Genomic DNA, 21104 nt, shown 5'->3' with positions numbered 1-21104 from the left:
CGGATGCCCGACGAGACCGCTCATCCCGAGGCGGGAGGCCCACCGGCTCCCCGCCTCGGCCGCCCGCGCTGGGGCTGGGAGCTCACGCTCGTCGCCGCGCTCGCCCTCGGCCAGTCGGCGGTGTACGCGCTCGTCCGGCTCATCGACATCTCCACCCGCGGACCGCTCACCGAGGCGCAGGCCCGACTCAACGTCGAGGCCTCACCCCGGCCGTGGTTCGACCTCGTGTACCAGCTCCTCGGCATCGGGTTCGCGCTCGTGCCGGTGCTCCTCGTCCTGTTCCTCCTCAACCGCGACCGGGTGTGGGCGGCGGCCGGGGCTGACCTCGACGGCGGTCCCGTAGCCCTGCGTGGCCTGTCCGGCAGGCGCACCGACGCTGTGGCGGATGTCCGGCCGGCGTTCCGGCGGATCGGGTTCGACCTCCGGCGTCCGGGCTGGGACCTCGGGACGGGGACGCTGCTCTTCCTCGTCATCGGGATCGGCACGCTCGGCGTGTACGCGACCGGCCGGGCGCTCGGGCTCACCGCCGAGATCCTGCCGAACAACCTCCAGGCCTACTGGTGGACGGTGCCGGTGCTCCTGCTCTCCGCGGCGAAGAACGGCGTCCTCGAGGAGGTGCTGCTTCTGGGCTACGGCGTCGACCGGCTCGAGAAGCTCCGGGTGGGACCGTGGGCGATCATCATCGGCCTCGCCCTGTTCCGCGCCTCGTACCACCTGTACCAGGGGGTCGGACCGTTCCTCGGCAACGTGCTCATGGGGCTGCTGTTCGGCTGGCTCTACCTGCGGTGGCGGCGTGTCATGCCGTTCGTCGTCGCTCACACGCTCATCGACGCCGTGGGCTTCCTGGCACCGGGCATCCTCGCCGCCGTCGACCCGCTGTAGTGCGCCCTGGGTGCGGGGAGATCAAGCAGGGTCGATGATCTTGCGATGTCGGTGATCTCGCGGGGCGGGCGATTCAGCGGGCCGGTGAGCGATGCCGGGTGCATATCGCGCGCTGGTCGGTGATCTCCCGCTTCGGTCGACCCGCTCCGAATCCGGCAGGCCCGACGGCGCGGGCCGGATGCCCGGCGGTCTCAGATGCCTGTCGACCCCGGACGTCTGTCCGCTCCGGAGGTCTGCCCGCCCGGGATATCTTTCCGCCCCGGAGGTCTGCTCGCCCGGGATGTGTTTCCGTCACGGCTGACGGGCCGACGCGCACCGGCGCAGACGCAGAACCCGCCGGTGACGCAGAAAGCCGGAGGACCCGGAGAGATCTCTCCGGGTCCTCGCGGGGCAGGGTCTGTGGGCGTCAGAGGGTGACGGGCCCGTTCGGGGTCTCGAAGGTCACCGACATGAGTCCCGGGGTGCCGTGCGGGGCGGTCCAGTCGATGCTGATCTCCGGGATCGGCTTGGGCTCGTCGGTTCCCAGCCACTCGCGCAGCCGGTCGCGGTCGCCGGCGATCTCCAGTGCGGAGATCGTCACGCCGGACCCCGCGCCGCGCGCAGAGGGGTGCTGGGTCGCGGGGGAGAGCCAGTGGATGAAGAACGGCAGCTGGGGATCGGCGATGAGGCCCTTGACGCCGATCTGCTTCCACAGGAGCTCGACGCCGTCGTCGGGGGTGCGGTTGCCGTCGACGGCCTTGCGCTCGAGGCGCTCCTCGACGGGGGCGAGGTCGCTCACCGACACGCACCAGCCCATCCAGCCGCCGCCGAGCTCGCTGCGGGCGCGCACGGCCTGGCCGAACGGGGTGCTCAGTGCGGCGGGGTGCTCGAGGGCTTCGACGACCTCGAGGTAGTGCCCGTCGGCGAGCGGGAAGATCAGGTTGCGGGTGCCGAACCGGGGGTGCACGCCGCCGTCGTAGGGTTCGATCCCGAGCTTCTCGGAGATCCGAGCCGCGGTGGCCTGGAGGCCGTCGTGTTCGCTGGCGAAGGAGACATGATCGAGATGCATGGCACGAGAATCGCATATCGCCGCCCGGCGTGTGAGTTAGGTCACCCTAAGTTGCATTTCTGTGGCCCACGTCACTCACCCCGGGCTCCTGCCCGGGCCGCCACCTCGGGTGCGGGCGAGAGCCTGGGTCCAGCGCGGCCCTGGCTGCGCCCCGGGAGCGACTGAGGTATCTGAATGCGACTGAGGTATCGATCCGGTGCGGTTCCGGGCGGGAAACCGTACGGGATCGATACCTCAGCGGCAGGTTGAAACGTCAGGTGACCGAACGAGTCCTCAGCGGACCGTGCGGGTGCGCCCTGAGGCCGCGCGGGAGGGGCCTCGGCTCACTCCTCGACGTCGCGGCCCTGGCGGCCTTCGCGGTCCGCGGGCTCGGTGGGCTCGCCGGCGGCCTGGAAGCGGTCGAGCGAGGCCTGGACCTCTGCCTCGGCCTCCTCGCGGCCCACCCAGTTCGAGCCCTTGACGAACTTGTTCGGCTCGAGGTCCTTGTAGTGGACGAAGAAGTGCTCGATCGCGTCGCGGGTGAAGGAGTCGACGTCGTCGATGTCCTGGATCGCGTCCCAGCGGGGATCGCCGGCCACCACGGCGAGGACCTTGTCGTCGCCGCCGGCCTCGTCCTCCATCTTGAACATGCCGATCGGGCGGACGTCGACGGCGCAGCCGGGGAACACCGACTCGGTGAGGAGCACCATGACGTCGAGCGGATCGCCGTCGAGGCCGAGGGTGTCCTCGAAGTAGCCGTAGTCCGTGGGGTAGGCCATCGAGGTGTAGAGGTAGCGGTCGAGCTTGACGTGACCGGTCTCGTGGTCGACCTCGTACTTGTTGCGCGAACCCTTGGGGATTTCGACGGTGGCGAGCAGTTCCATGAAGACTCCTTGACGTGGCGTGCGGTGCGGGAGCGCCCTCGGCGGGATGAGGTGCGCCGTGCAACTCCACTAGCATAATGACAGGCGAGCCGCGGCCCCCAATCGGTCCGGGCGGCAGACAGCAGGGCCGGACCGGCCGGCGTCACCGTCGGTCCACGCACCACAGGACCGGCGCGCACCGCCCGACGGTCTGCACCATCCGATGGGTCGGACCGTCGCACCACAGGGCCGGGCAGCCCACCGCCGACTCGAACGAGGCCCGCTCCCGAGGCGAGGCACGGCACCCGTACGCCGCGGCTTCGGCTCGCACATCACAGGCACGGCACCCGCACACCAGAGAACAGGACGGTCACGTGGAGGACACCCGAGGCAACCGCCGGCAGGGAGACACCCGGCGCGCCGCCACCCGGCGTGAGGCCCGGCAGCGCTCCGGTCGAGCGCGCCGCTCCCGGGTCCTGCCGATCACCGCAGGCGTCCTCGCCCTCCTCCTCGTGGGCTACGGCACAGCCGACGCCCTGGACGCTGCTCCCGGCGTCCTCACCCTCGACGACCCGATCGAGGTCCAGCCGCTGCCCGCCCCCGAAGCCGAGGCGCCCGCCGCCGGGGCTGCCGCCCAGCCGGTGAGTGCGCTGCCCGACACCGCGCCGATCCCGCAGGACCTCGGCTCCCGCCTGCAGTCGATCCTCGACCAGGACGGCATGACCGGGGCGCTCAGCGTCGACATCCGGGATGCGCTCACCGGGGAGGTCCTCTACACCGCCGACGAGAACAGCGCGAAGACCCCCGCGTCGGTGACGAAGGTCCTCACCGCCGCGGCCGCGCTCGGCACCCTGGGCGCCGACACCCGCTTCCGCACCACGACTGCGCTGTCCGGACAGGACGGCACGGCCGGCGCGGTGCACCTCGTGGGCGGCGGCGACGTGCTGCTCGGCACCGGCGAATCCGCCCCGGACCGCGTCATGGGCCATGCCGGACTCGCCACCCTCGCCGCGGACACCGCCGCTGCGCTCGCCGAGGAGGGCATCGACACCGTCACCGTGAGCGCCGACCTCTCCCGCTACACCGGGCCCGCCTTCAACCCCGGCTGGGACCGCGCCGACATCGGCAACGGCTACATCGCCCCCATCGAACCCCTGATGACCGACTCCGCACTCACCTCGTTCGACCGCGGTGCGCCACGCCAGGAGGAGCCCGCACAGGTCGCCGTCGACGCGTTCGCTGATGCCCTCGGCGGGCACGGCATCACCGTCGAGACCGCGGATCCCGCACCCGCCCCGGACGGCGCGACCGAGCTCGCCGCCGTCGAGTCCGCCCCGGTCGCGGGCGTCGTCGGGCACCTCATGCTCGCGAGCGACAACGTCGTGTCCGAGGCGATGGGCCGCGAGGTCGCGCTCGCCCTCGGCAAGCCCGGGGCCGCGGCCGAGGCGCCCGCCGCCGTCATCGAGTCGCTCGCCAACCAGCAGCTCGACACCGGCTCGATCGCGCTGTCCGACACCTCCGGCCTCGACTACGCCAACCGGATCTCCGCCCACGACCTCACGACGATCCTCAGCACCGCGGCCGCCTCCGACGGCGACCTCTCCCTCCTCATCCCGAGCATGCCGGTGGGCGGCCTGTCCGGCACCCTGTTCGACCGCTACCTGTCCGACGAGACCGAGGCGGCCGCCGGCCGGGTGGCGGCGAAGACCGGAACCCTGCGCACGGTGACCTCGCTCGCCGGGTCCGTGCTCACGCAGGACGGCAGGCTCATCGTGTTCTCGATCCTCGCCGACGACCTCGACCCGGGTTCCGCGCTCGCCGCCCGGCAGGTCGTCGACGAGGCCGTCACCGCGATCTCCGACTGCGGGTGCCCATGAGCCTGATCTCCGTCCCCGCCGTCGTCGGCGCCGCCCGCGAGGTCATGCCGCCGGGCCGGCTGCCGGAGCCGTCCGCCGCCCGCGCCCTCGTGAGCGACCTCCGGGAGGCCGCCGACACCGCGACCGACCTCGTCCTCGACGCGATGCGCCTGCCCTCGGACGTCGAGGACACCGCACGTTCGCGGCTGGCGCTCGGCGACACCCGGGTCGTCGACCGGCTCGGCTGGGTGCGTGCGAACGCGGAGACCTTCGCCGGACTGCTCGGCGGCGTGCAGACGCCCGGGGGATCCGGCATGTTCGCCCGGGTGCGCGACCGGGCCGCGCGGACGGCCGCGTCGGCGGAGCTCGGCGGGGCGCTCGCGCTCGTCGGGCCGCGGGTGCTCGGCCAGTTCGACCCGTTCGCCGGACCCGCCGGCGTCCTCTACCTCGTCGCGCCGAGCGTCGCCGAGGTCGAGGAGGCGCTCGGCGTCGACCCGCGCGACTTCCGGCTCTGGGTCGCCCTCCACGAGCGCACCCACCACGTCCAGTTCGCCGCCGCCCCCTGGCTCGCCGACCATCTGCGCGTTCGGATCGACGGCCTGCTCGGCACGGTGCTCGGCGGGAGTGGCGTGGCACCGGTACACCCGAGCTCCCCGGGGGAAGGGCTCCTCGACACCCTCCGCGCCCTGCCGCGTGCGCTCGCCGAGGGCGAGAGCCTCCTCGACGCCGTCGCGGGCCCCGGGCAGACCGCGCTCCTCGACGAGGTCGGAGCGCTCATGAGCCTCCTCGAGGGACACGCGGACGTCCTCATGGACACCGTCGGCCGGAAGGTCATCCCCGGCGTGAGCACGATCCGCCGCGCCTTCGAGGCCCGCCGCCGTTCGGCCACCGGACTCAAAGCCGTCGTCTCCACCCTGCTCGGCGTCGACGAGAAGATCGCCCAGTACGCCCGCGGCGCCGACTTCGTCCGCGCCGTCGTCCGCGATCGCGGGCACGCCGGCCTCGCCGCGGTGTGGGAGTCGCCGGAGCACCTGCCGAGCGCTGCGGAGATCGCGCAGCCGCGGCTCTGGCTCGACCGCCTACCCCGCCCCGAGCGGACCTGACCGGAGCAGCCGCCATGACCGGAAACTCTCCGTCCCGTCCTGACCGGGCCCGTCCGGAGCAGGCGCCGATGACCGGAGACCGCCTGCCGCGCCTCGACCGCGCGACCGCCGAGATCCGCAACGCCGTGCGCGCGATGCTCGCCGAGGCGCCGGAGACAACCAAGGCGACCGAGGCGCCTGAGACAACCACGGCGACCGAGGCACCGGAGGCGAGTGAGTCGACCGCGACGCCCGACGCGCACGAGTACATCCTCGCCGTCTCCGGGGGAGCGGACTCGATGGCGCTCGCCGCCGCCTGCGCCCACCTCGGCGGCGCCCGTCCCGCGCAGACGGCGACCGGTGAAGCACGGGCGCCGTACGCAGGCGGTCTCCGTTCCACCGCGTTACCGGCGAGCGATGACGCCGCTCCTGCCGGAGCCGCCACCACCGCCCGGTCAGCCGCGTCACCCGCCACCGCCCGGTCATCAGCGGCTCCCGCCACCCCGCGGTTCCACGCCGTCGTCGTCGACCACGGCCTCCAGCCCGAGTCCGCCGCCACCGCCGCCGAGGTCGTCGAGCGCCTGCGCGCCCTCGGCCTCGGCGCCGAGTCCGTGCGGGTCGAGGTCCCCACCGCCTCCGGCGGCATCGAGGCCGCCGCTCGCACCGCCCGCTACGCCGCACTCGAACGGATCCGCGCCGACCGCGCAGCGACCGCGATCCTCACCGGCCACACGAGCGACGACCAGGCCGAGACCGTGCTCCTCGGCCTCGTGCGCGGCTCCGGAGCGCGCTCGCTCGCCGGGATGCGCCCCCGCACCGGCCGCGTGTGGCGCCCGCTGCTGCCGATCACCCGCGAGCAGACCTCTGCGGCCTGCCGGGCCGCCGGGATCGCCGTGTGGGAGGACCCGATGAACGCCGATCCCCGCTTCGCCCGGGTCCGCGCCCGCGCCCGCGTCCTCCCCGTCCTCGAATCCGAGCTCGGCCCCGGCGTCGCCCGTGCGCTCGCTCGCACCGCCGCCCTCCTCGCCGCCGACTCCGATGCGCTCGAGGATCTCGCGGCGACCGCGCTGGCCGCCCACACCTCGGGCCCGGAGGTGTCCGCTGCGGCCCGGGACCTCGCGCCGGCCGTGCGCACCCGGGCGCTGCGCGACTGGCTGCGCGCGCAGGCCGGGACTGCGCAGGAGGTCGGCGCCCGGCACGTCGGGGAGGTGGACGACCTGCTGTGCGGCAGGCGGTCGGGGGCCGTGTCCGTGCCCGGTGACGCCGCGGTCGTCGCGACCTCCGGCGGGGGCGTCCGGTTCCGGCGGAACGGCCCGGATTCCGGCTCCTGATCTGCGTTACTGTAGAAGCAGGCAGCCGAGCATCGAGGAGCACACCGTGGATCAGAACGACCTGGGCACCGACATCGAGAAGGTCCTCGTCACCGAGGCCCAGATCGCCCACCGCCTCACCGAGATGGCCTCCGACATCGACCGGGACTACCAGGGCGAGGACCTGCTCCTCGTCGGCGTGCTCAAGGGCGCCGTCATGGTCATGGCCGACCTCGCCCGGGCGCTCCACTCCCCGGTGCGGATGGACTGGATGGCGGTGTCCTCGTACGGCTCCGGCACCAAGTCCTCCGGCGTCGTCCGTATCCTCAAGGACCTCGACACCGACCTCAAGGACCAGCACGTCCTCATCGTCGAGGACATCATCGACTCCGGCCTCACCCTGTCCTGGCTGCTGACGAACCTCCGCTCCCGCGGGGCGGCCTCGGTGGAGATCTGCACTCTGCTGCGCAAGCCGGAGGCGGTCAAGGTCGAGCTCGACGTGCGCTATGTGGGCTTCGACGTGCCCAACGAGTTCGTCATCGGCTACGGGCTCGACTACGCGGAGAAGTACCGCAACGTGCCCTTCGTCGCGACGCTCGCGCCGCACGTCTACGAGTGACCTGAACCGTCCCCGGCCGCGGTGCCGGGCACGCCGACAGAGCCCGCCCGCACCCGGGGCGGCACCTCGGCGGTGCCGCGCACCCCGCCGCCCGCACCCGGAGGATCCCCGTCATCCCAGGGATTCCCCATCCGCACTCCGGTAGGCTGACCGTGCTCCGAAGTGAACCGTCTGCCTGAGAGGACCCATGGCCGAGACCAAGAAGAGCGGCACCGACGTGAAGAAGATGGCGCGCGGGCCGCTGGTGTGGATCATCCTCGCCATCATCATCGTGTCGATCGGCACGATGCTGCTGTCCGGCGGCGGGTTCCAGCGGATCGACACCGACCAGGGGCTCAAGCTGCTGGCCGACGGGAAGGTCGAGCAGGCGAAGATCGTCGACAACGATCAGCGCGTCGACCTCGTCCTCACCGAGGATTTCACCGTCGAGGACCGCGAGTACGGGAACCAGGTGCAGTTCTACTACGTCGCGCCGCGCGGCGAAGAGGTCGTCACCGCCGTCACCGAGGCGGCCCCGGCGGAGGGCTACACCGACGAGGTGCCCCGCCAGTCGTGGCTCACCACGCTCCTGCTCAACCTCCTCCCGTTCGTCATCATCATCGCGATCTTCTGGTTCCTCCTGTCGCAGATGGGCGGCGGCGGCAAGATCATGAACTTCGGGAAGTCGCGCGCCAAGCTCGTCAACAAGGAGAACCCGGACGTCACCTTCACCGACGTCGCCGGCGTGGATGAGGCGCTCGAGGAGCTCGAGGAGATCAAGGAGTTCCTCGCCGAGCCGAAGAAGTTCCAGGAGGTCGGCGCGAAGATCCCCAAGGGCGTGCTCCTCTACGGCTCGCCCGGCACCGGCAAGACCCTCCTCGCCCGCGCCGTCGCCGGCGAGGCGGGCGTCCCGTTCTACTCGATCTCCGGCTCGGACTTCGTCGAGATGTACGTCGGCGTGGGCGCCTCCCGCGTGCGCGACCTGTTCGAGCAGGCGAAGAACAACTCGCCGTGCATCATCTTCATCGACGAGATCGACGCCGTCGGCCGCCAGCGCGGGGCCGGCATGGGCGGCGGCCACGACGAGCGCGAGCAGACCCTCAACCAGCTCCTCGTCGAGATGGACGGCTTCGACGCGACGAGCAACGTCATCCTCATCGCCGCGACCAACCGGCCCGACGTCCTCGACCCGGCGCTCCTGCGCCCCGGCCGCTTCGACCGCCAGATCTCCGTCGAGGCCCCGGACATGAAGGGCCGCCAGCACATCCTCCAGGTCCACGCGCGCGGCAAGCCGCTCGCCGACGACGTCGACCTCGCGATGGTCGCCAAGCGCACCCCCGGGTTCTCCGGCGCCGACCTCGCGAACGTCCTCAACGAGGCCGCGCTGCTCACCGCCCGGATGAACCGGACCGTCATCGACAAGCACGCCCTCGACGAGGCGATCGACCGCGTCATCGCCGGTCCCCAGAAGCGCACCCGCCTGATGAACGACAAGGAGCGCCTCGTCACCGCCTACCACGAGGGCGGCCACGCGCTCGTCGCGGCGTCGATGAACGACACCGACCCCGTCACCAAGGTGACGATCCTGCCCCGCGGCCGCGCGCTCGGCTACACCATGGTCATGCCCTCGGAGGACAAGTACTCGACCACCCGCAACGAGCTCCTCGACCAGCTCGCCTACGCGATGGGCGGGCGCGTCGCGGAGGAGATCGTGTTCCACGATCCGACGACGGGTGCGAGCAACGACATCGAGAAGGCGACCGGGATCGCCCGCAAGATGGTCACGCAGTACGGCATGAGCGAGAAGGTCGGCATGGTCAAGGTCGGCGAGGACAACTCCGAGCCGTTCGCCGGCAAGGGCTACGGCCACGGCATCGACTACTCGCAGGACACCATCGGGGTCATCGACGCCGAGGTCCGCGGCCTCATCGACGACGCCCACGCCGACGCCTACTGGGCGCTCACGACGAATCGCGACGTCCTCGACCGGCTCGCCCACGAGCTGCTCGAGAAGGAGACCCTCGACCAGCACGAGCTCGCCGCGATCTTCGCGCCGGTGACCAAGCGTCCCGTGCGCGAGGTGTGGCTCGCGAGCGACGATCGCCCGGTGTCCGAGCGCGGGCCGATCGAGATCCCCGAGCGCCGACAGCATCCCTTCGCCCCCGAGGTCATGGCCGGCGGGTCGAGCACCCCCGGTGCCGAGGGGCCCGGCGCAGATGGGCCCGGAGCGGGCGGTCCCGGTGCCGGCGGACCCGGTGCCGGCGGTCTCGCCCCGCCGGCCGGACCGCCCGGCGGGGCCGGCACGCTGCCTCCGCATCCCGGCCCGACGCCTCCGGGCACTCAGGGTCCCACGCCTCCGCCGGCGAACCCGCCGGGCTTCGGACCGGACGGCCAGCAGGGACCCGGTCCGCAGGGACCCGGTCCGCAGGGACCCGCGTCCGGCGGCCCGCAGGGACCGGTGCACTGACATGGTCGACCAGCCGCGCATCGAGGCCGCCGTGCGGGAGATCCTCGCCGCCATCGGCGAGGACCCGGACCGGAGCGGTCTGCAAGGCACGCCCGCCCGCGTCGCCCGCGCCTACGAGGAGGCGTTCTCCGGCATCGGCCGCGACGCCTCCGAGGTCCTCGGGGTCCACTTCGACGTCGGCTACGACGAGATGGTCCTCGTGCGCAACATCGAGATGTACTCGACGTGCGAGCACCACCTCGTGCCGTTCCACGGGGTCGCCCACATCGGCTACATCCCCGGCAAGGACGGACAGGTCACCGGGCTTTCCAAGCTCGCCCGGCTCGTCGAGATCTACGCCCGCCGCCCCCAGGTGCAGGAGCGGCTCACCGCGGAGATCGCCGACGCCATGGTCGAACACCTCCATCCGGCCGGCGTCATCGTCGTCATCGAGGCCGAGCACCTGTGCATGTCGATGCGCGGAGTGCAGAAGACCGGCGCCTCGACGATCACCTCGGCGGTGCGCGGACAGCTGCGCGACGGCGCCTCCCGCGCGGAGGCCATGAGCCTGATCCTGGGACGGTGAGCCGGATGCGGACGAAGATCATGGGCGTCCTCAACGTCACCGCGGACTCGTTCTCCGACGGCGGGCACTGGCTCGACTTCGACGCCGCCGTCTCCCACGGCATCGACCTCCTCGAGGCCGGCGCCGACATCATCGACATCGGCGGCGAGTCCACCCGGCCCGGCTCCGTGCGGGTGCCGGTCGACGAGGAGATGGCCCGCGTCGTCCCCGTCACCCGGGAACTCGCCCGGCAGGGCGCGGTGATCAGCGTCGACACCATGCGTGCGGAGGTCGCCCGCGCCGCCCTCGACGCCGGCGCGCACATCATCAACGACGTGTCCGCCGGGCAGGCCGAGCCGGAGATGCTCGCCGTCGCCGCGCAGACCGGCGCCCCGGTCATCCTCATGCACTGGCGCGGCCTCCTCACCGACGCGCACGCCGAGTACACCTATGACGACGTCGTCGCCGAGGTGCGCACCGAGCTCTCCGCCCGCATCGACGCCGCGCTCGCCGCCGGGGTCGCCGAGGCCGACATCATTCTCGATCCCGGCCTGGGCTTCTCCAAGGACGCCGAGCACAACTGGCAGCTCATGGCAGGTCTCGACACCCTCGTCGACATGGGCTTCCGCCTTCTGGTCGCCGGCTCCCGCAAGCGGTTCCTCGCCTCGCTCCTGGACCCGCAGGATCCCTCCCGGGTGACGAACGAGGACCGGGACGCCGCGACCGCCGCACTCAGCGCGATGGCCGCCCGGGCCGGTGCCTGGGCGGTGCGCGTCCACGATCCGCGGACCTCGCGCATCGCCGTGCAGGTCGCCGAGGCGATCGCCGACCATGCGTCCACCGCACCCCCGCTGCCCCTGCCCGAGGATCCCTGATGGACCGGATCCGGCTCACCGGGCTGCGCGCCCGCGGACACCACGGGGTGTTCGACCACGAGCGCGCGGACGGGCAGGCGTTCGTCGTCGACCTCGAGGTGCCGCTCGACCTCGCACCGGCCGGCACCGGGGACGCGCTCGCCGACACCGTCGACTACGGAGTGCTCGCCGAGGAGGCGGTCGCCGTCATCGAAGGTGAGCCGTTCGACCTCATCGAGTCCGTCGCGCAGGCGATCGCCCGGCGCTGCCTGGCCCACTGCCCGGCGATCACCGTCACCGTCCACAAACCGCAGGCCCCGATCCCGCACGCCTTCGACGACGTGTCCGTCACCGTCACCCGCACGCGGGAGGGCTGGGATACCGAGGCGGCCGGGAGGAGCGCGGCCGTCGAGTCCGACGCCGTCGTTGCCGGCGATTCCGCATCCGCGGCGCCCGGATCAGGTCCCGCCAGCCCCGACGCGGCTGCCGCGGGCGGACTGCGCGCGGTGCTCGCGCTCGGAGCGAACCTCGGGGACGCCCGCGCCGCACTCCTCGGCGCGGTCGCCGCCCTCGACCGCCACCCGCACATCGCCGTCCTCGCCGGCTCGCACATCTACCGCACCGCGCCCGTAGGCGGGGTCGAGCAGCCCGACTTCCTCAACGCCGCCGTCGTCGTCGACACCGCGCTCACGCCGGCCGAACTCCTCGGCGTGGCCCAGGGCATCGAGATCGCCGGCCACCGCACCCGCGAGGTGCGCTGGGGTCCGCGCACCCTCGACATCGACCTCATCCGCTGCACCCCGGCCGGGTTCGACCCCGACGACCCGGACCGCGAGCTGCGCCTGACCCGCCCGCGCCTCGAACTGCCCCATCCGCGGGCGGCCGAGCGCGCCTTCGTCCTCGCCCCGTGGCGCGACATCGCGCCCGCCGCCCGGGTGCGACTGAACGGCCCGGACGGATCGGGGGAGACGCTCACCCTCGACGATGCGCTCGCCCGCGCCGCCGATGCCGACGGCATCGAACGCACGTCGGACGTCCTGTGGCCGCCGGCCCGGGAGGCAGAGGATCCGGGGCAGAACCGGAATGCCGAGGATCCGGGGCCGCGATGAAGCAGACGACGACGAAGCAGCTGATCTCCTGGGGCGTCATCGGCCTCATCGCCGCACTCGCCTTCCACTACGTCTGGGAGACGCTGGGTCAGGCGCTGCCAGGTCTGCCGTGGCCGGCGATCCTCGGCATGATCGTGCTCTCGATCGTCCTCCTCCTGCTCGGCCGCCCCATCAAGAAATGGAACGAGGGGGACCGCACCCGCGAGATCGACCACGTCGCCGCCGCTCGCACCGCGATGCTCGCCAAGGCGGCCTCGCTCGCCGGGTCGCTGCTGAGCGGCTGGTACCTCGGTGCTGCCGCCTACCTCTTCATCAGTGCCGGCGGGGTGCGGGCGAGTGCCGCCCTCGGGATGCTCCTGGCCGTCGCGGCCTCCGCGATCCTCATGGTCGTCGGACTCATCGTCGAATCCGACTGCCGCCTCCCGCCCGACGACACCGCCGGCACCGACCCCTCAGGAGCCGATCTCGCATGACCTCCCCTCAGCCGCCCCCGACCCGCATCGACTTCAACCCGGTGAGTCCCAAGCTCGTGTGGGCCCACCTCCCGGGCCTCGTCCTGTGGATGCTCCCGACCGTCATCGCTCTCATCGTGCTCGGCGTGATCTTCGCCGGGTTCCGGCCGTGGATGTGGGCCGGGCTCGGGCTCTCGCTCGTCATCACGGTGTGGACCGCGATCGTCATCGTCCGGCAGGTGCGCCGCCTCGGCTATGCGGAGCGCGCGGACGACCTGCTCATCCGCCGCGGGATCCTCTTCCGCTCGACGACCGTCGTGCCGTTCGGCCGCATGCAGTTCGTCGACGTCAAGTCCGGACCGATCGATCGGATGCTCGGACTCGCCACCGTCGAACTCCACACCGCGTCGGCCTCGACCGATGCGTCGATCCCCGGGCTCCCCGCAGCCGAGGCCGACCGTCTGCGCGATGCACTCGCCGCCCGCGGCGAGGCCCGCCTCGCGGGGCTGTGATCGCCGATGAGCGCGACACCGCACCCCGGACCCGAGGATCCGCGTCCTGACCCCGTCGGTCCGGCCCCCACCGGGTCCTCGACGGACTTCACCACCTGGCGCCGGGTCCACCCGCTCACCCCGGCGCTCAAGAGCTGGGTCTTCATCGTCGCATCGGTCGGTGTGATCCTCGCCCAGAGCCAGCAGTTCCTCCAGGACATCATCAGCGGTGCCGCGACCGCCTCCGACGGGCCGGTGGGCTGGCTGCTCGAGCACCCGCTCGTCCTCCTCGGGATCGTCGGCGGGATCCTCGGCTTCATCGCGCTCGTCGCAGTCCTCAACTGGCTGATCTGGCGGCGCACCGGCTTCCACATCGACGACGATTCCATCTACCTGCGGCAGGGCCTGCTCAACCGCCAGCACCGGAGCGCCCGCCTCGACCGGGTCCAGGCCATCGACATCAACCAGCCGCTCGTCCCGCGACTCTTCGGCCTCGCCGCCTTGCGGTTCGACGTCGCCGGGGGCAAGGGCTCGTCAGTCGACCTCGAGTACCTCGCCAGGGCCCGGGCCGAGGAGCTGCGCGACGCGCTCCTCGAACGCGTCCGCACCCTGCGCGCAGCGGAGGCGGCCGGGACGGCGAAACCGGCTGGTGCGCCCTCGCACCTCGGGGATGGGCAGGCCGCGGGTGGGCACACCGACCCCGGCCGCGAGGCGGTAGCCGGTTCCGCCCCCGGCCCGCGCCCTGCCGACGCCGCATCCGGCCCCGGGAGCGCGCCCCGCGCCCGAGGTGCCGGGCATCGGACCCCGGCTACCAACCTCGGCGGCCGCATCCTTGCGAGCATCGAGCCGACGGCGGCCGGGGTGGGCGAGGACCTGAGCCGCACGATCACCGAGGTGCTCGCTCCCTATCGCGTGCGGGCCCGGGCTGAGGACGACGGCCGGATCCTCCGCATCCCCGCGCACACCGTCCTCCTGTCCGGCATCCTCTCGACCGAGACGATCATCACCGCACTATTCGTGTTCGGCGCCGTCATCGCGCTCATCGTGCTCGCCGTGCTCGGTCTATGGCAGGCCGTCGCGGCCACCGCGGCGGGCGTCTTCCCCGCCATCGCCGCCGGATTCGCCGTGCTCAAGAGGCCCCTGGACGAGGCGAACTTCTCCGTGGCGGTGAGCGAGGACGGCCTCACCGTGACCCACGGGCTCACCACGACGACCCGGCGGATCATCCCGCTCGACCGGATCCAGGCCGTCAAGCTCAGCCAGCCGCTCCTGTGGCGGATGACCGACTGGTGGCGGGCGGAGTACACGATCGCCGGACAGGCCGAGGAGGAGAAGAAGTCGACGACCCTGCTCCCGGTCGGCAGCCTCGACCAGTGCCTGCTCATGCTCGGGCTCGTGCTGCCGCATCCGGAGGTGCCGCACGGAGTGAGCGGGAGGGCGCTCATGGTCCAGGCGATGTACGCCGACCGCAGCCTGGCCCTCGCACGGACCACAGGGGATCCTGGGACACCGGATGGCCGGGCCGCAGAGCACGGTGCGGCATCGGACGCGGAGTCCCGCGGATACGCGGAAGGGCAGGCCGCGGAGTCCCGAGAACACGCCGAGGCGCAGGCCGCCGAAGCGCTCTTCCGCGGCCAGGCGCCGGCCTCGAAGTGGCTCGACCCGCTGACCTATAAGCGGAACGGGCGGGCTGCGACCGGCAGCATGCTCGTCATCCGGCACGGGCGGCTCGGCCGCGAGGTCGTGTGCGTGCCCCACGCCCGCGTCCAGTCGATGCGGCTGTCCGCCGGACCCGTCCAGCGGGCGCTCGGACTCGCGAGCGTCGACCTCCACTCGACCGCCGGACCGGCCAAACCGCGCGTCCACCACCTCGACGCGGCCGATGCCGAGGCGTTCTTCTTCGAGCACGCCGAGGTCACCCGGCGGGCGCGGGCCGCCATCGACGCGCACAGCGGGCCGGGAGCGGATGATGCCGCGGAGGTGCAAGGCGGTCGGTTCGCCCACGAGTCGCCGGAGGTGCAGGGAGAACCCCGGGCCCGCGACGCTTCACAGGCGCCCGGCGGTCGGCTCGCCGACGGGGCGGCGGACGGGCCCAGCACCCGGTTCACCCGCGACGCGGTGGATCCCGCGCCGCCGGACGGGGTGTGATCCAGCTCACTCCCTGAAAGTGGAGTTCAGTACTCCGATTTGGATACGGTGGAGCCATGCAGCTCACCCGCTTCACCGATCTCGGGCTCCGCGTGCTCATGATGCTCGCGAGCGCGGAGGCGGGTGCGCGCATGACCACCGGTGAATTGGCCCAGGCGCTCGACGCCTCGGAGACCCACCTCGCCAAGATCGTCTCCCGGCTCGTAACCCTCGACGTCGTCGAATCCCGCCGTGGCCGCTCCGGCGGCCTCAGCCTCACTGCCGCGGGTCGTACCCGGACCGTCGGCTCGGTCGTGCGCGAACTCGAAGGTGCCGGCGTCGTCGACTGCTCGACCTGCCCGCTCCGGGGGAGCTGTCGCCTCAAGAATCTCCTCGACCGCGCCGAGCAGGCGTTCCTCGCCGTCCTCGACGAGGCGACCCTCGGCGAACTCGTCGACTCGCCCACCGGGCCCTTCCTCCTCACCCTGCTCTCCGCCCCGCGCGGGAGTGCATCGGCCGACGACCCCTCGACGTTCCACCGCACCGCTCAGACCCGCCGCACCACCGCGGCGGGCGCATCACCCGTCATCGAACAGGAGAATCCATGAGCACTGCCGACCTCTACCTCGACGAGAAGGAACTCGAATCGATCGGGCTCACCCCCGAGCACGAGGAGACCATCCGGGCGACCCTGCCGCTCGTCGGATCGAAGATCGACGAGATCACCCCGAACTTCTACTCCCGCATGTTCGAGGCCCACCCCGAGCTCATCGCCGACACCTTCAACCGCGGCAACCAGAAGCAGGGCGCCCAGCAGCGCGCGCTCGCCGCCTCGATCGCGACCTTCGCCACCATGCTCGTCGACCCGGAGGCCCCGGCCCCGGTGAATCTGCTCTCGCGGATCGGGCACAAGCACGTGTCGCTCGGCATCACCAAGGACCAGTATCAGATCGTCCACGACAACCTCTTCGCCGCGATCGTCGAGGTGCTCGGCGAGGACACCGTCACCCCCGACGTCGCCGCTGCCTGGGATTCCGTCTACTGGCTCATGGCCGACGTCCTCACCGACTTCGAGTACGACCTCTACCGCTCCGCACAGGTGGAACCCGGCGACGTGTTCCGGCAGACGACCGTCGTCGACCGGAAGGAGCTGCCAGGAGAGATCACCCACTTCACAGTCCGGGCCGCCGAGGGGTCGGCCGACCTGCCCGGCCACCTGCCGGGCCAGTACGTGTCGGTCGGTGCCCGTCTGCCCGACGGAGCGCGCCAGCTCCGGCAGTACTCGCTCGTCACCGGCGGCAGCGGTGCGTCCGGCGAGCTGTCCTTCGCGGTCAAGCGCGTCCGGGGCGTCGACGAGGCGCCCGACGGCGAGGTGTCCAACTGGCTCGCCGACACGATCAACGCAGGCGACGCGCTCGAGGTCACGCTGCCCGCCGGCGACCTCGTGCTCGATGCCCAGGCGACGAATCCCGTCGTCCTCATCTCCGCCGGCATCGGCGTCACCCCGATGCTCGGGATGCTCGACCGCCTCGCCGCGGACTCCTCGGACCGGACCGTCGTCGCACTCCATGCCGACGACTCCGCCGAGGTCGACGCCTTCGCCGCCGCCCGCACCGGCTACGCCGATGGCCTGGCCAACGGCTCGGCCATCACCTGGTACGGCGCCGGGACCCCGGATGCCGGGCTGCGCGGCGAGGTCCGCGAGGGCTTCATGAACCTCGGCGAGGTCGACCTGCCGGAGGGCGCGAGCGTCTACATCTGCGGCTCGAACGGCTTCCTCCAGTTCATCCGCTCTCAGCTCTCCGAGCGCGGGATCGATGCGAAGGACGTCCACTACGAGCTGTTCGCGCCGAACGACTGGCTGCTCGACGCCTGAGCGGCGAGGCCCCGGCACCGGCGGACTGATCGGAGCGTCCGCCCGCAGCCACTCGGAGCGCCCGCCGGACGTGCATCCCAGACGTCCGGCGGGCGCTCCGGTGCGTCCCGCGCCCACCCGGGTAGCCTGGGGGCGACCGGCCCGCGCGGGGCGCGGGCCCAGGGAGGGGAGACGATGAACCACGAGGACGAGACGCGGCTGGGAGTCGGCGTCATCGGCTGCGGCAAGGTCGGCGCGGTCATCGGTCGCGCGCTGCGAGCGGCCGGCCACGCGATCGTCGGCGTCACCGCCTCTTCCGAGGCGAGCCGCGACCGGGCCGAGGCGATGCTCCCGGGCGCCCCCGTGCTCGACATCGAGACCGTCGTCGAGCGCGCCGAGGTCGTCCTCTTCACCGTGACTGACGACGTGCTCGGCGAGCTCGTGTCCGGGCTCGCCCGCCTCGGCCGGTTCAAGCCCGGGCAGATCGTCCTCCACTGCGCCGGCCGGTTCGGCACCGAGGTGCTCGAGCCCGCCGCCCGGGCCGGGGCGATCACCATCGCGCTCCACCCCTCGCTGTCGTTCACCGGGACGAGCATGGACCTCGCCCGGCTGCGCGAGGCGACGATCGCCGTCACCGCCGCGCGCACCGTCCTCCCGATCGGGCAGGCGCTCGTCGTCGAGATGGGCGCCGAACCGATCGTCGTCGCCGAGGCCGACCGGCCGCTCTACCACGCAGCGATCGCCCACGCTTCGAACCACACGGTGGTGATCCTGTCCCAGGCGCTCGAGGCGCTCGCCGGCCTCGGCATCGAGGACGCCCCGCGGGTCCTCGCCTCGCTCATGCGCGCGAGCGTCGACAACACCCTGCAGTCCGGGCCCGGCTCCCTCACCGGGCCGGTGAGCCGCGGCGACGTCGACGCCGTGCGCGCCCACCTCGCGGCCCTCGCCGAGCACGCGGTCGCGAGCGGGTCGACGGAGCTCGACGACACCTACCGGGCGCTCGCGCGCGCGACGGTGTCCCGAGCGCTGCGCAACGGCACGATCGACGACGCCCGCGCCCTGCGGATCATCGAGCTCCTCGAGAGCTGACCGCGCTCCCGGTGGCCGGGCTGGCCTCGGGACCTCGGGCCCGGGCGATTCCTGTCGTGCCCGGGCCAGGCGGTAGCCTTGGGATCATGCCAGAACACGTTCCCGCCCAGGCCGAGGACGCCTCGGCCGATGCCCCGGACCACCTCGATCCCGAACAGCTTCGCATCCGCAAGGACAAGCGCGCCCGGCTGCTCGCCGAGGGGGACGAGCCGTACCCGGTCGCGGTGCCGCGCACCCACACCCTGGCCGAGGTGCGCGCCGCCCACCCCGACCTCGAGGATGGGGAGGAGACCGAGGACGTCGTCGCCGTCGCCGGCCGCGTCGTGTTCTTCCGCAACACCGGGAAGCTCTGCTTCGTCACCCTCCAGGCCGGTGACGGCACCCGGCTCCAGGGCATGCTCTCGCAGAAGGAGGTCGGCAAGGACCGCCTCGACGCGTGGAAGTCCGACGTCGACCTCGGCGATCACGTGTTCCTCACCGGACGGGTCATCAAGTCCAAGCGCGGCGAGCTGTCGGTCATGGCCACGGAGTGGAAGCTCGCGGCGAAGGCGCTCCGGCCGCTTCCCGCGCTCCACACCGAGCTCACCGACGAGACCCGCGTGCGTCAGCGCTACATCGACCTCATCACCCGCGATGCAGCGCGCCAGGCGGTGAAGCTCCGCTCGGACGTCATGATCTCCCTGCGGCGCACCTTCGACGAGTCGGGCTTCATGGAGATCGAGACCCCGATGCTCCAGACGCTCCACGGCGGGGCCGCCGCCCGTCCGTTCACCACGCACATGAACGCCTACGACATGGAGCTGTACCTGCGGATCGCGCCGGAGCTCTTCCTCAAGCGCGCCGTGGTGGGCGGTCTCGACAACGTGTTCGAGATCAACCGCAATTTCCGCAACGAGGGCGCCGATTCGACGCATTCGCCGGAATTCGCCATGCTCGAGGCATATCAGGCATATGGCGATTATCATTCCATCGCTGATCTCACGAAGACGCTCATTCAGAATGCGGCCCGCGACGCGACCGGTTCTATGCAGGTCACCCTGTCCGACGGTACCGAATACGATTTCGGCGGCGAATGGGCGGTCGTGAGCATGTACGATTCGCTGTCCGAGGAAGTCGGGCAGCAGATCACCCCGGAGACCACCGTCGGCGAGCTCGCGGAAATCGCCGAGCGTTTCGAGATCGATCTCGAGGGCGTATTCCGCGGCCACGGCAAATACGTCGAGGAGATGTGGGAGCACTTCTACTCCGATCGCCTGTGGGCACCGACCTTCGTCGTCGACTTCCCGGTCGACACCTCGCCGCTCACCCGCGAGCACCGGTCCAAGCCGGGCGTCGTGGAGAAGTGGGATCTCTACGTCCGCGGGTTCGAGCTCGCCACGGGATACTCCGAGCTCATCGACCCCGTGATCCAGCGGGAGCGCTTCGAGGCGCAGGCCCGCGACGCCGCCCGCGGCGACGACGAGGCGATGGCCGTCGACGAGGAGTTCCTCATGGCGATGGAGTACGGCATGCCGCCGAGCGGCGGCATGGGCATGGGGATCGACCGGCTGCTCATGGCGCTCACCGGCCTGGGCATCCGGGAGACGGTGCTCTTCCCGCTCGTTAAACCGCTCGAGAAGTGATTCGACAGATGAAATGGAATTTCGATTCCCGCGAATTCCTGTGTAATCAAGATCATATTCTCGCCCGCTCTTTCGCATCGTCGGTATTCGTCGGTTAGGATTCGATATGGAATACGTCAAAGTTCTCCTCCCCTCGATCTGCGTGGGACTTCTCTTCTGGTATGTCATCAGATCGGTTGTGCGTGCGGACAGCATCGAGCGGCGGGAAATGGATCGCTTCTATGCGGAGAACGATGACGTCGACGCGCGCCCGGACGGCGCTGCGGAATCGACGGAGCCGGCCCGCGGGGCCGATCCGGAATACGGAAAGGACCCTGTCCATGGCACGCGAGATGAAACTCGTCCTGACTGACGACATCGACGGCACCGACGCCGCGGAGACCGTGAGCTTCTCCCTCGACCAGCACAGCTACGAGATCGAGCTGTCGAACGCGAACGCGGAGAAGCTCCGCGAGACGCTCGCCCCCTACATCGAGAAGGCCCGCCGCGTGGCCGGCCGTCAGCGGCCGGCCGGCCGGCGGCGGTCGTCGTCGACCGGCAGCGCCTCGCGCACCGGTGCCGACACCTCGACCGTCCGCGCCTGGGCGCGGGAGAACGGGCACGACGTGTCCGACCGCGGCCGCATCCCGGCCGAGGTGTTCGAGGCCTACGACGCCGCTCACTGACGCTCGTAGCGTCGAACTGCGGGTCACGCCGCAGCTGAGCGCTCACGTCACCGAACTGCGGGGTATCTTCCGATCTGCACGCAATTGCGCGCAGATCGGAAGATACCCCGCAGTTCGACGTTCCCGCACCCTCCGCGATACGCCGCACAGGCTCTCGCAGCACCCGCCGCTGCCGCGATTACGCCGTGAGCCGAATCCGTTTCGGCTGACC

20 protein-coding genes are annotated in these 21104 nt (G+C 71.7%); 18 read left to right on the top strand and 2 right to left on the bottom strand.

Going from position 1 to position 21104, the window contains the following annotated elements:
* Nucleotides 1-3: 3 nt before the first annotated feature.
* Nucleotides 4-882: a CPBP family intramembrane glutamic endopeptidase gene (locus C1A17_RS07510; protein ID WP_101653575.1), complete on the top strand. Its 879-nt coding sequence runs from the start codon at nt 4-6 to the stop codon at nt 880-882.
* A gap of 406 nt (nt 883-1288) precedes the next feature.
* Here C1A17_RS07510 and C1A17_RS07505 read toward each other — a convergent pair whose 3' ends face one another.
* A complete protein-coding gene (locus C1A17_RS07505; protein WP_101652336.1) occupies nt 1289-1930 on the bottom strand; it encodes a VOC family protein in 642 nt (213 codons plus the stop codon).
* Between the two features lie 323 nt (nt 1931-2253).
* A complete protein-coding gene (locus tag C1A17_RS07500; RefSeq protein WP_101652334.1) occupies nt 2254-2793 on the bottom strand; it encodes an inorganic diphosphatase in 540 nt (179 codons plus the stop codon).
* Nucleotides 2794-3146: 353 nt separating this feature from the next.
* Here C1A17_RS07500 and dacB point away from each other — a divergent pair, with 353 nt between their 5' ends.
* The 17 genes from dacB (at nt 3147) to C1A17_RS07415 (ending at nt 20893) form a co-directional block, all read left to right on the top strand.
* Entirely contained in the window at nt 3147-4649 is a 1503-nt protein-coding gene (gene dacB, locus C1A17_RS07495) for a D-alanyl-D-alanine carboxypeptidase/D-alanyl-D-alanine endopeptidase (RefSeq protein WP_245873571.1), read from the top strand.
* Nucleotides 4646-5731, top strand: coding sequence for a zinc-dependent metalloprotease (locus tag C1A17_RS07490; protein WP_101652332.1), 1086 nt, complete (start codon nt 4646-4648; stop codon nt 5729-5731). The genes dacB and C1A17_RS07490 overlap by 4 nt, the downstream gene beginning before the upstream one ends.
* A gap of 68 nt (nt 5732-5799) precedes the next feature.
* Nucleotides 5800-7041 (top strand): tRNA lysidine(34) synthetase TilS, encoded by a 1242-nt coding sequence (gene tilS / locus C1A17_RS07485; RefSeq protein WP_245873570.1) that lies wholly within the window; start codon nt 5800-5802, stop codon nt 7039-7041.
* A 46-nt stretch (nt 7042-7087) separates the two neighbouring features.
* Nucleotides 7088-7639 carry a hypoxanthine phosphoribosyltransferase gene (gene hpt / locus C1A17_RS07480; protein WP_101652330.1) on the top strand — a complete coding sequence of 184 codons (552 nt, stop codon included), beginning with the start codon at nt 7088-7090 and terminating at the stop codon, nt 7637-7639.
* Between the two features lie 187 nt (nt 7640-7826).
* On the top strand, nt 7827-10085 hold the full coding sequence (gene ftsH, locus C1A17_RS07475; RefSeq protein WP_146000598.1) for an ATP-dependent zinc metalloprotease FtsH: 2259 nt from the start codon (nt 7827-7829) through the stop codon (nt 10083-10085).
* Between the two features lies 1 nt (nt 10086).
* Nucleotides 10087-10650, top strand: coding sequence for a GTP cyclohydrolase I FolE (folE, locus tag C1A17_RS07470; protein ID WP_101652328.1), 564 nt, complete (start codon nt 10087-10089; stop codon nt 10648-10650).
* A gap of 5 nt (nt 10651-10655) precedes the next feature.
* Nucleotides 10656-11504, top strand: coding sequence for a dihydropteroate synthase (folP, locus tag C1A17_RS07465; protein WP_101652326.1), 849 nt, complete (start codon nt 10656-10658; stop codon nt 11502-11504).
* The gene (gene folK, locus C1A17_RS07460) at nt 11504-12592 is read left to right on the top strand and encodes a 2-amino-4-hydroxy-6-hydroxymethyldihydropteridine diphosphokinase (protein WP_101652324.1); all 1089 of its coding nucleotides are present in this window, start codon (nt 11504-11506) and stop codon (nt 12590-12592) included. The genes folP and folK overlap by 1 nt, the downstream gene beginning before the upstream one ends.
* Nucleotides 12589-13065 (top strand): DUF3180 domain-containing protein, encoded by a 477-nt coding sequence (locus C1A17_RS07455; protein ID WP_101652322.1) that lies wholly within the window; start codon nt 12589-12591, stop codon nt 13063-13065. Before folK ends, C1A17_RS07455 begins: the two co-directional genes overlap by 4 nt.
* On the top strand, nt 13062-13556 hold the full coding sequence (locus C1A17_RS07450; RefSeq protein ID WP_101652320.1) for a PH domain-containing protein: 495 nt from the start codon (nt 13062-13064) through the stop codon (nt 13554-13556). Before C1A17_RS07455 ends, C1A17_RS07450 begins: the two co-directional genes overlap by 4 nt.
* 6 nt (nt 13557-13562) lie before the next feature.
* The gene (locus tag C1A17_RS07445) at nt 13563-15683 is read left to right on the top strand and encodes a PH domain-containing protein (protein WP_101652318.1); all 2121 of its coding nucleotides are present in this window, start codon (nt 13563-13565) and stop codon (nt 15681-15683) included.
* Between the two features lie 56 nt (nt 15684-15739).
* A complete protein-coding gene (locus tag C1A17_RS07440; RefSeq protein WP_101652316.1) occupies nt 15740-16270 on the top strand; it encodes an RrF2 family transcriptional regulator in 531 nt (176 codons plus the stop codon).
* Complete coding sequence (locus tag C1A17_RS07435; protein ID WP_101652314.1) at nt 16267-17538, top strand: globin domain-containing protein; 1272 nt, start codon at nt 16267-16269, stop codon at nt 17536-17538. The genes C1A17_RS07440 and C1A17_RS07435 overlap by 4 nt, the downstream gene beginning before the upstream one ends.
* Nucleotides 17539-17712: 174 nt before the next feature.
* Nucleotides 17713-18606 (top strand): Rossmann-like and DUF2520 domain-containing protein, encoded by an 894-nt coding sequence (locus C1A17_RS07430; RefSeq protein ID WP_101652312.1) that lies wholly within the window; start codon nt 17713-17715, stop codon nt 18604-18606.
* Nucleotides 18607-18692: 86 nt separating this feature from the next.
* Nucleotides 18693-20228 (top strand): lysine--tRNA ligase, encoded by a 1536-nt coding sequence (gene lysS / locus C1A17_RS07425; RefSeq protein ID WP_101652309.1) that lies wholly within the window; start codon nt 18693-18695, stop codon nt 20226-20228.
* 106 nt (nt 20229-20334) lie between these two features.
* A complete protein-coding gene (locus C1A17_RS07420) occupies nt 20335-20580 on the top strand; it encodes a hypothetical protein (RefSeq protein WP_101652307.1) in 246 nt (81 codons plus the stop codon).
* Nucleotides 20549-20893, top strand: a complete 345-nt coding sequence (locus C1A17_RS07415; RefSeq protein ID WP_101652305.1) for a histone-like nucleoid-structuring protein Lsr2 — start codon at nt 20549-20551, stop codon at nt 20891-20893. Before C1A17_RS07420 ends, C1A17_RS07415 begins: the two co-directional genes overlap by 32 nt.
* Nucleotides 20894-21104: the final 211 nt, after the last annotated feature.

This window comes from Brevibacterium ihuae (assembly GCF_900184225.1).
Taxonomy (GTDB): domain Bacteria; phylum Actinomycetota; class Actinomycetes; order Actinomycetales; family Brevibacteriaceae; genus Brevibacterium; species Brevibacterium ihuae.
This window is presented reverse-complemented; position numbering and strand designations above follow the sequence as displayed.

Excerpts from the sequence above, each read along its gene's own strand:
- C1A17_RS07510 (WP_101653575.1), top strand. The coding sequence starts at position 4 with ATGCCCGACGAGACCGCTCATCCCGAGGCGGGAGGCCCACCGGCTCCC.
- C1A17_RS07505 (WP_101652336.1), bottom strand. The coding sequence starts at position 1,930 with ATGCATCTCGATCATGTCTCCTTCGCCAGCGAACACGACGGCCTCCAG.
- C1A17_RS07500 (WP_101652334.1), bottom strand. The coding sequence starts at position 2,793 with ATGGAACTGCTCGCCACCGTCGAAATCCCCAAGGGTTCGCGCAACAAG.
- C1A17_RS07490 (WP_101652332.1), top strand. The coding sequence starts at position 4,646 with ATGAGCCTGATCTCCGTCCCCGCCGTCGTCGGCGCCGCCCGCGAGGTC.
- tilS (WP_245873570.1), top strand. The coding sequence starts at position 5,800 with ATGACCGGAGACCGCCTGCCGCGCCTCGACCGCGCGACCGCCGAGATC.
- ftsH (WP_146000598.1), top strand. The coding sequence starts at position 7,827 with ATGGCCGAGACCAAGAAGAGCGGCACCGACGTGAAGAAGATGGCGCGC.
- folE (WP_101652328.1), top strand. The coding sequence starts at position 10,087 with ATGGTCGACCAGCCGCGCATCGAGGCCGCCGTGCGGGAGATCCTCGCC.
- folP (WP_101652326.1), top strand. The coding sequence starts at position 10,656 with ATGCGGACGAAGATCATGGGCGTCCTCAACGTCACCGCGGACTCGTTC.
- folK (WP_101652324.1), top strand. The coding sequence starts at position 11,504 with ATGGACCGGATCCGGCTCACCGGGCTGCGCGCCCGCGGACACCACGGG.
- C1A17_RS07455 (WP_101652322.1), top strand. The coding sequence starts at position 12,589 with ATGAAGCAGACGACGACGAAGCAGCTGATCTCCTGGGGCGTCATCGGC.
- C1A17_RS07450 (WP_101652320.1), top strand. The coding sequence starts at position 13,062 with ATGACCTCCCCTCAGCCGCCCCCGACCCGCATCGACTTCAACCCGGTG.
- C1A17_RS07445 (WP_101652318.1), top strand. The coding sequence starts at position 13,563 with ATGAGCGCGACACCGCACCCCGGACCCGAGGATCCGCGTCCTGACCCC.
- C1A17_RS07440 (WP_101652316.1), top strand. The coding sequence starts at position 15,740 with ATGCAGCTCACCCGCTTCACCGATCTCGGGCTCCGCGTGCTCATGATG.
- C1A17_RS07435 (WP_101652314.1), top strand. The coding sequence starts at position 16,267 with ATGAGCACTGCCGACCTCTACCTCGACGAGAAGGAACTCGAATCGATC.
- C1A17_RS07430 (WP_101652312.1), top strand. The coding sequence starts at position 17,713 with ATGAACCACGAGGACGAGACGCGGCTGGGAGTCGGCGTCATCGGCTGC.
- lysS (WP_101652309.1), top strand. The coding sequence starts at position 18,693 with ATGCCAGAACACGTTCCCGCCCAGGCCGAGGACGCCTCGGCCGATGCC.
- C1A17_RS07420 (WP_101652307.1), top strand. The coding sequence starts at position 20,335 with ATGGAATACGTCAAAGTTCTCCTCCCCTCGATCTGCGTGGGACTTCTC.
- C1A17_RS07415 (WP_101652305.1), top strand. The coding sequence starts at position 20,549 with ATGGCACGCGAGATGAAACTCGTCCTGACTGACGACATCGACGGCACC.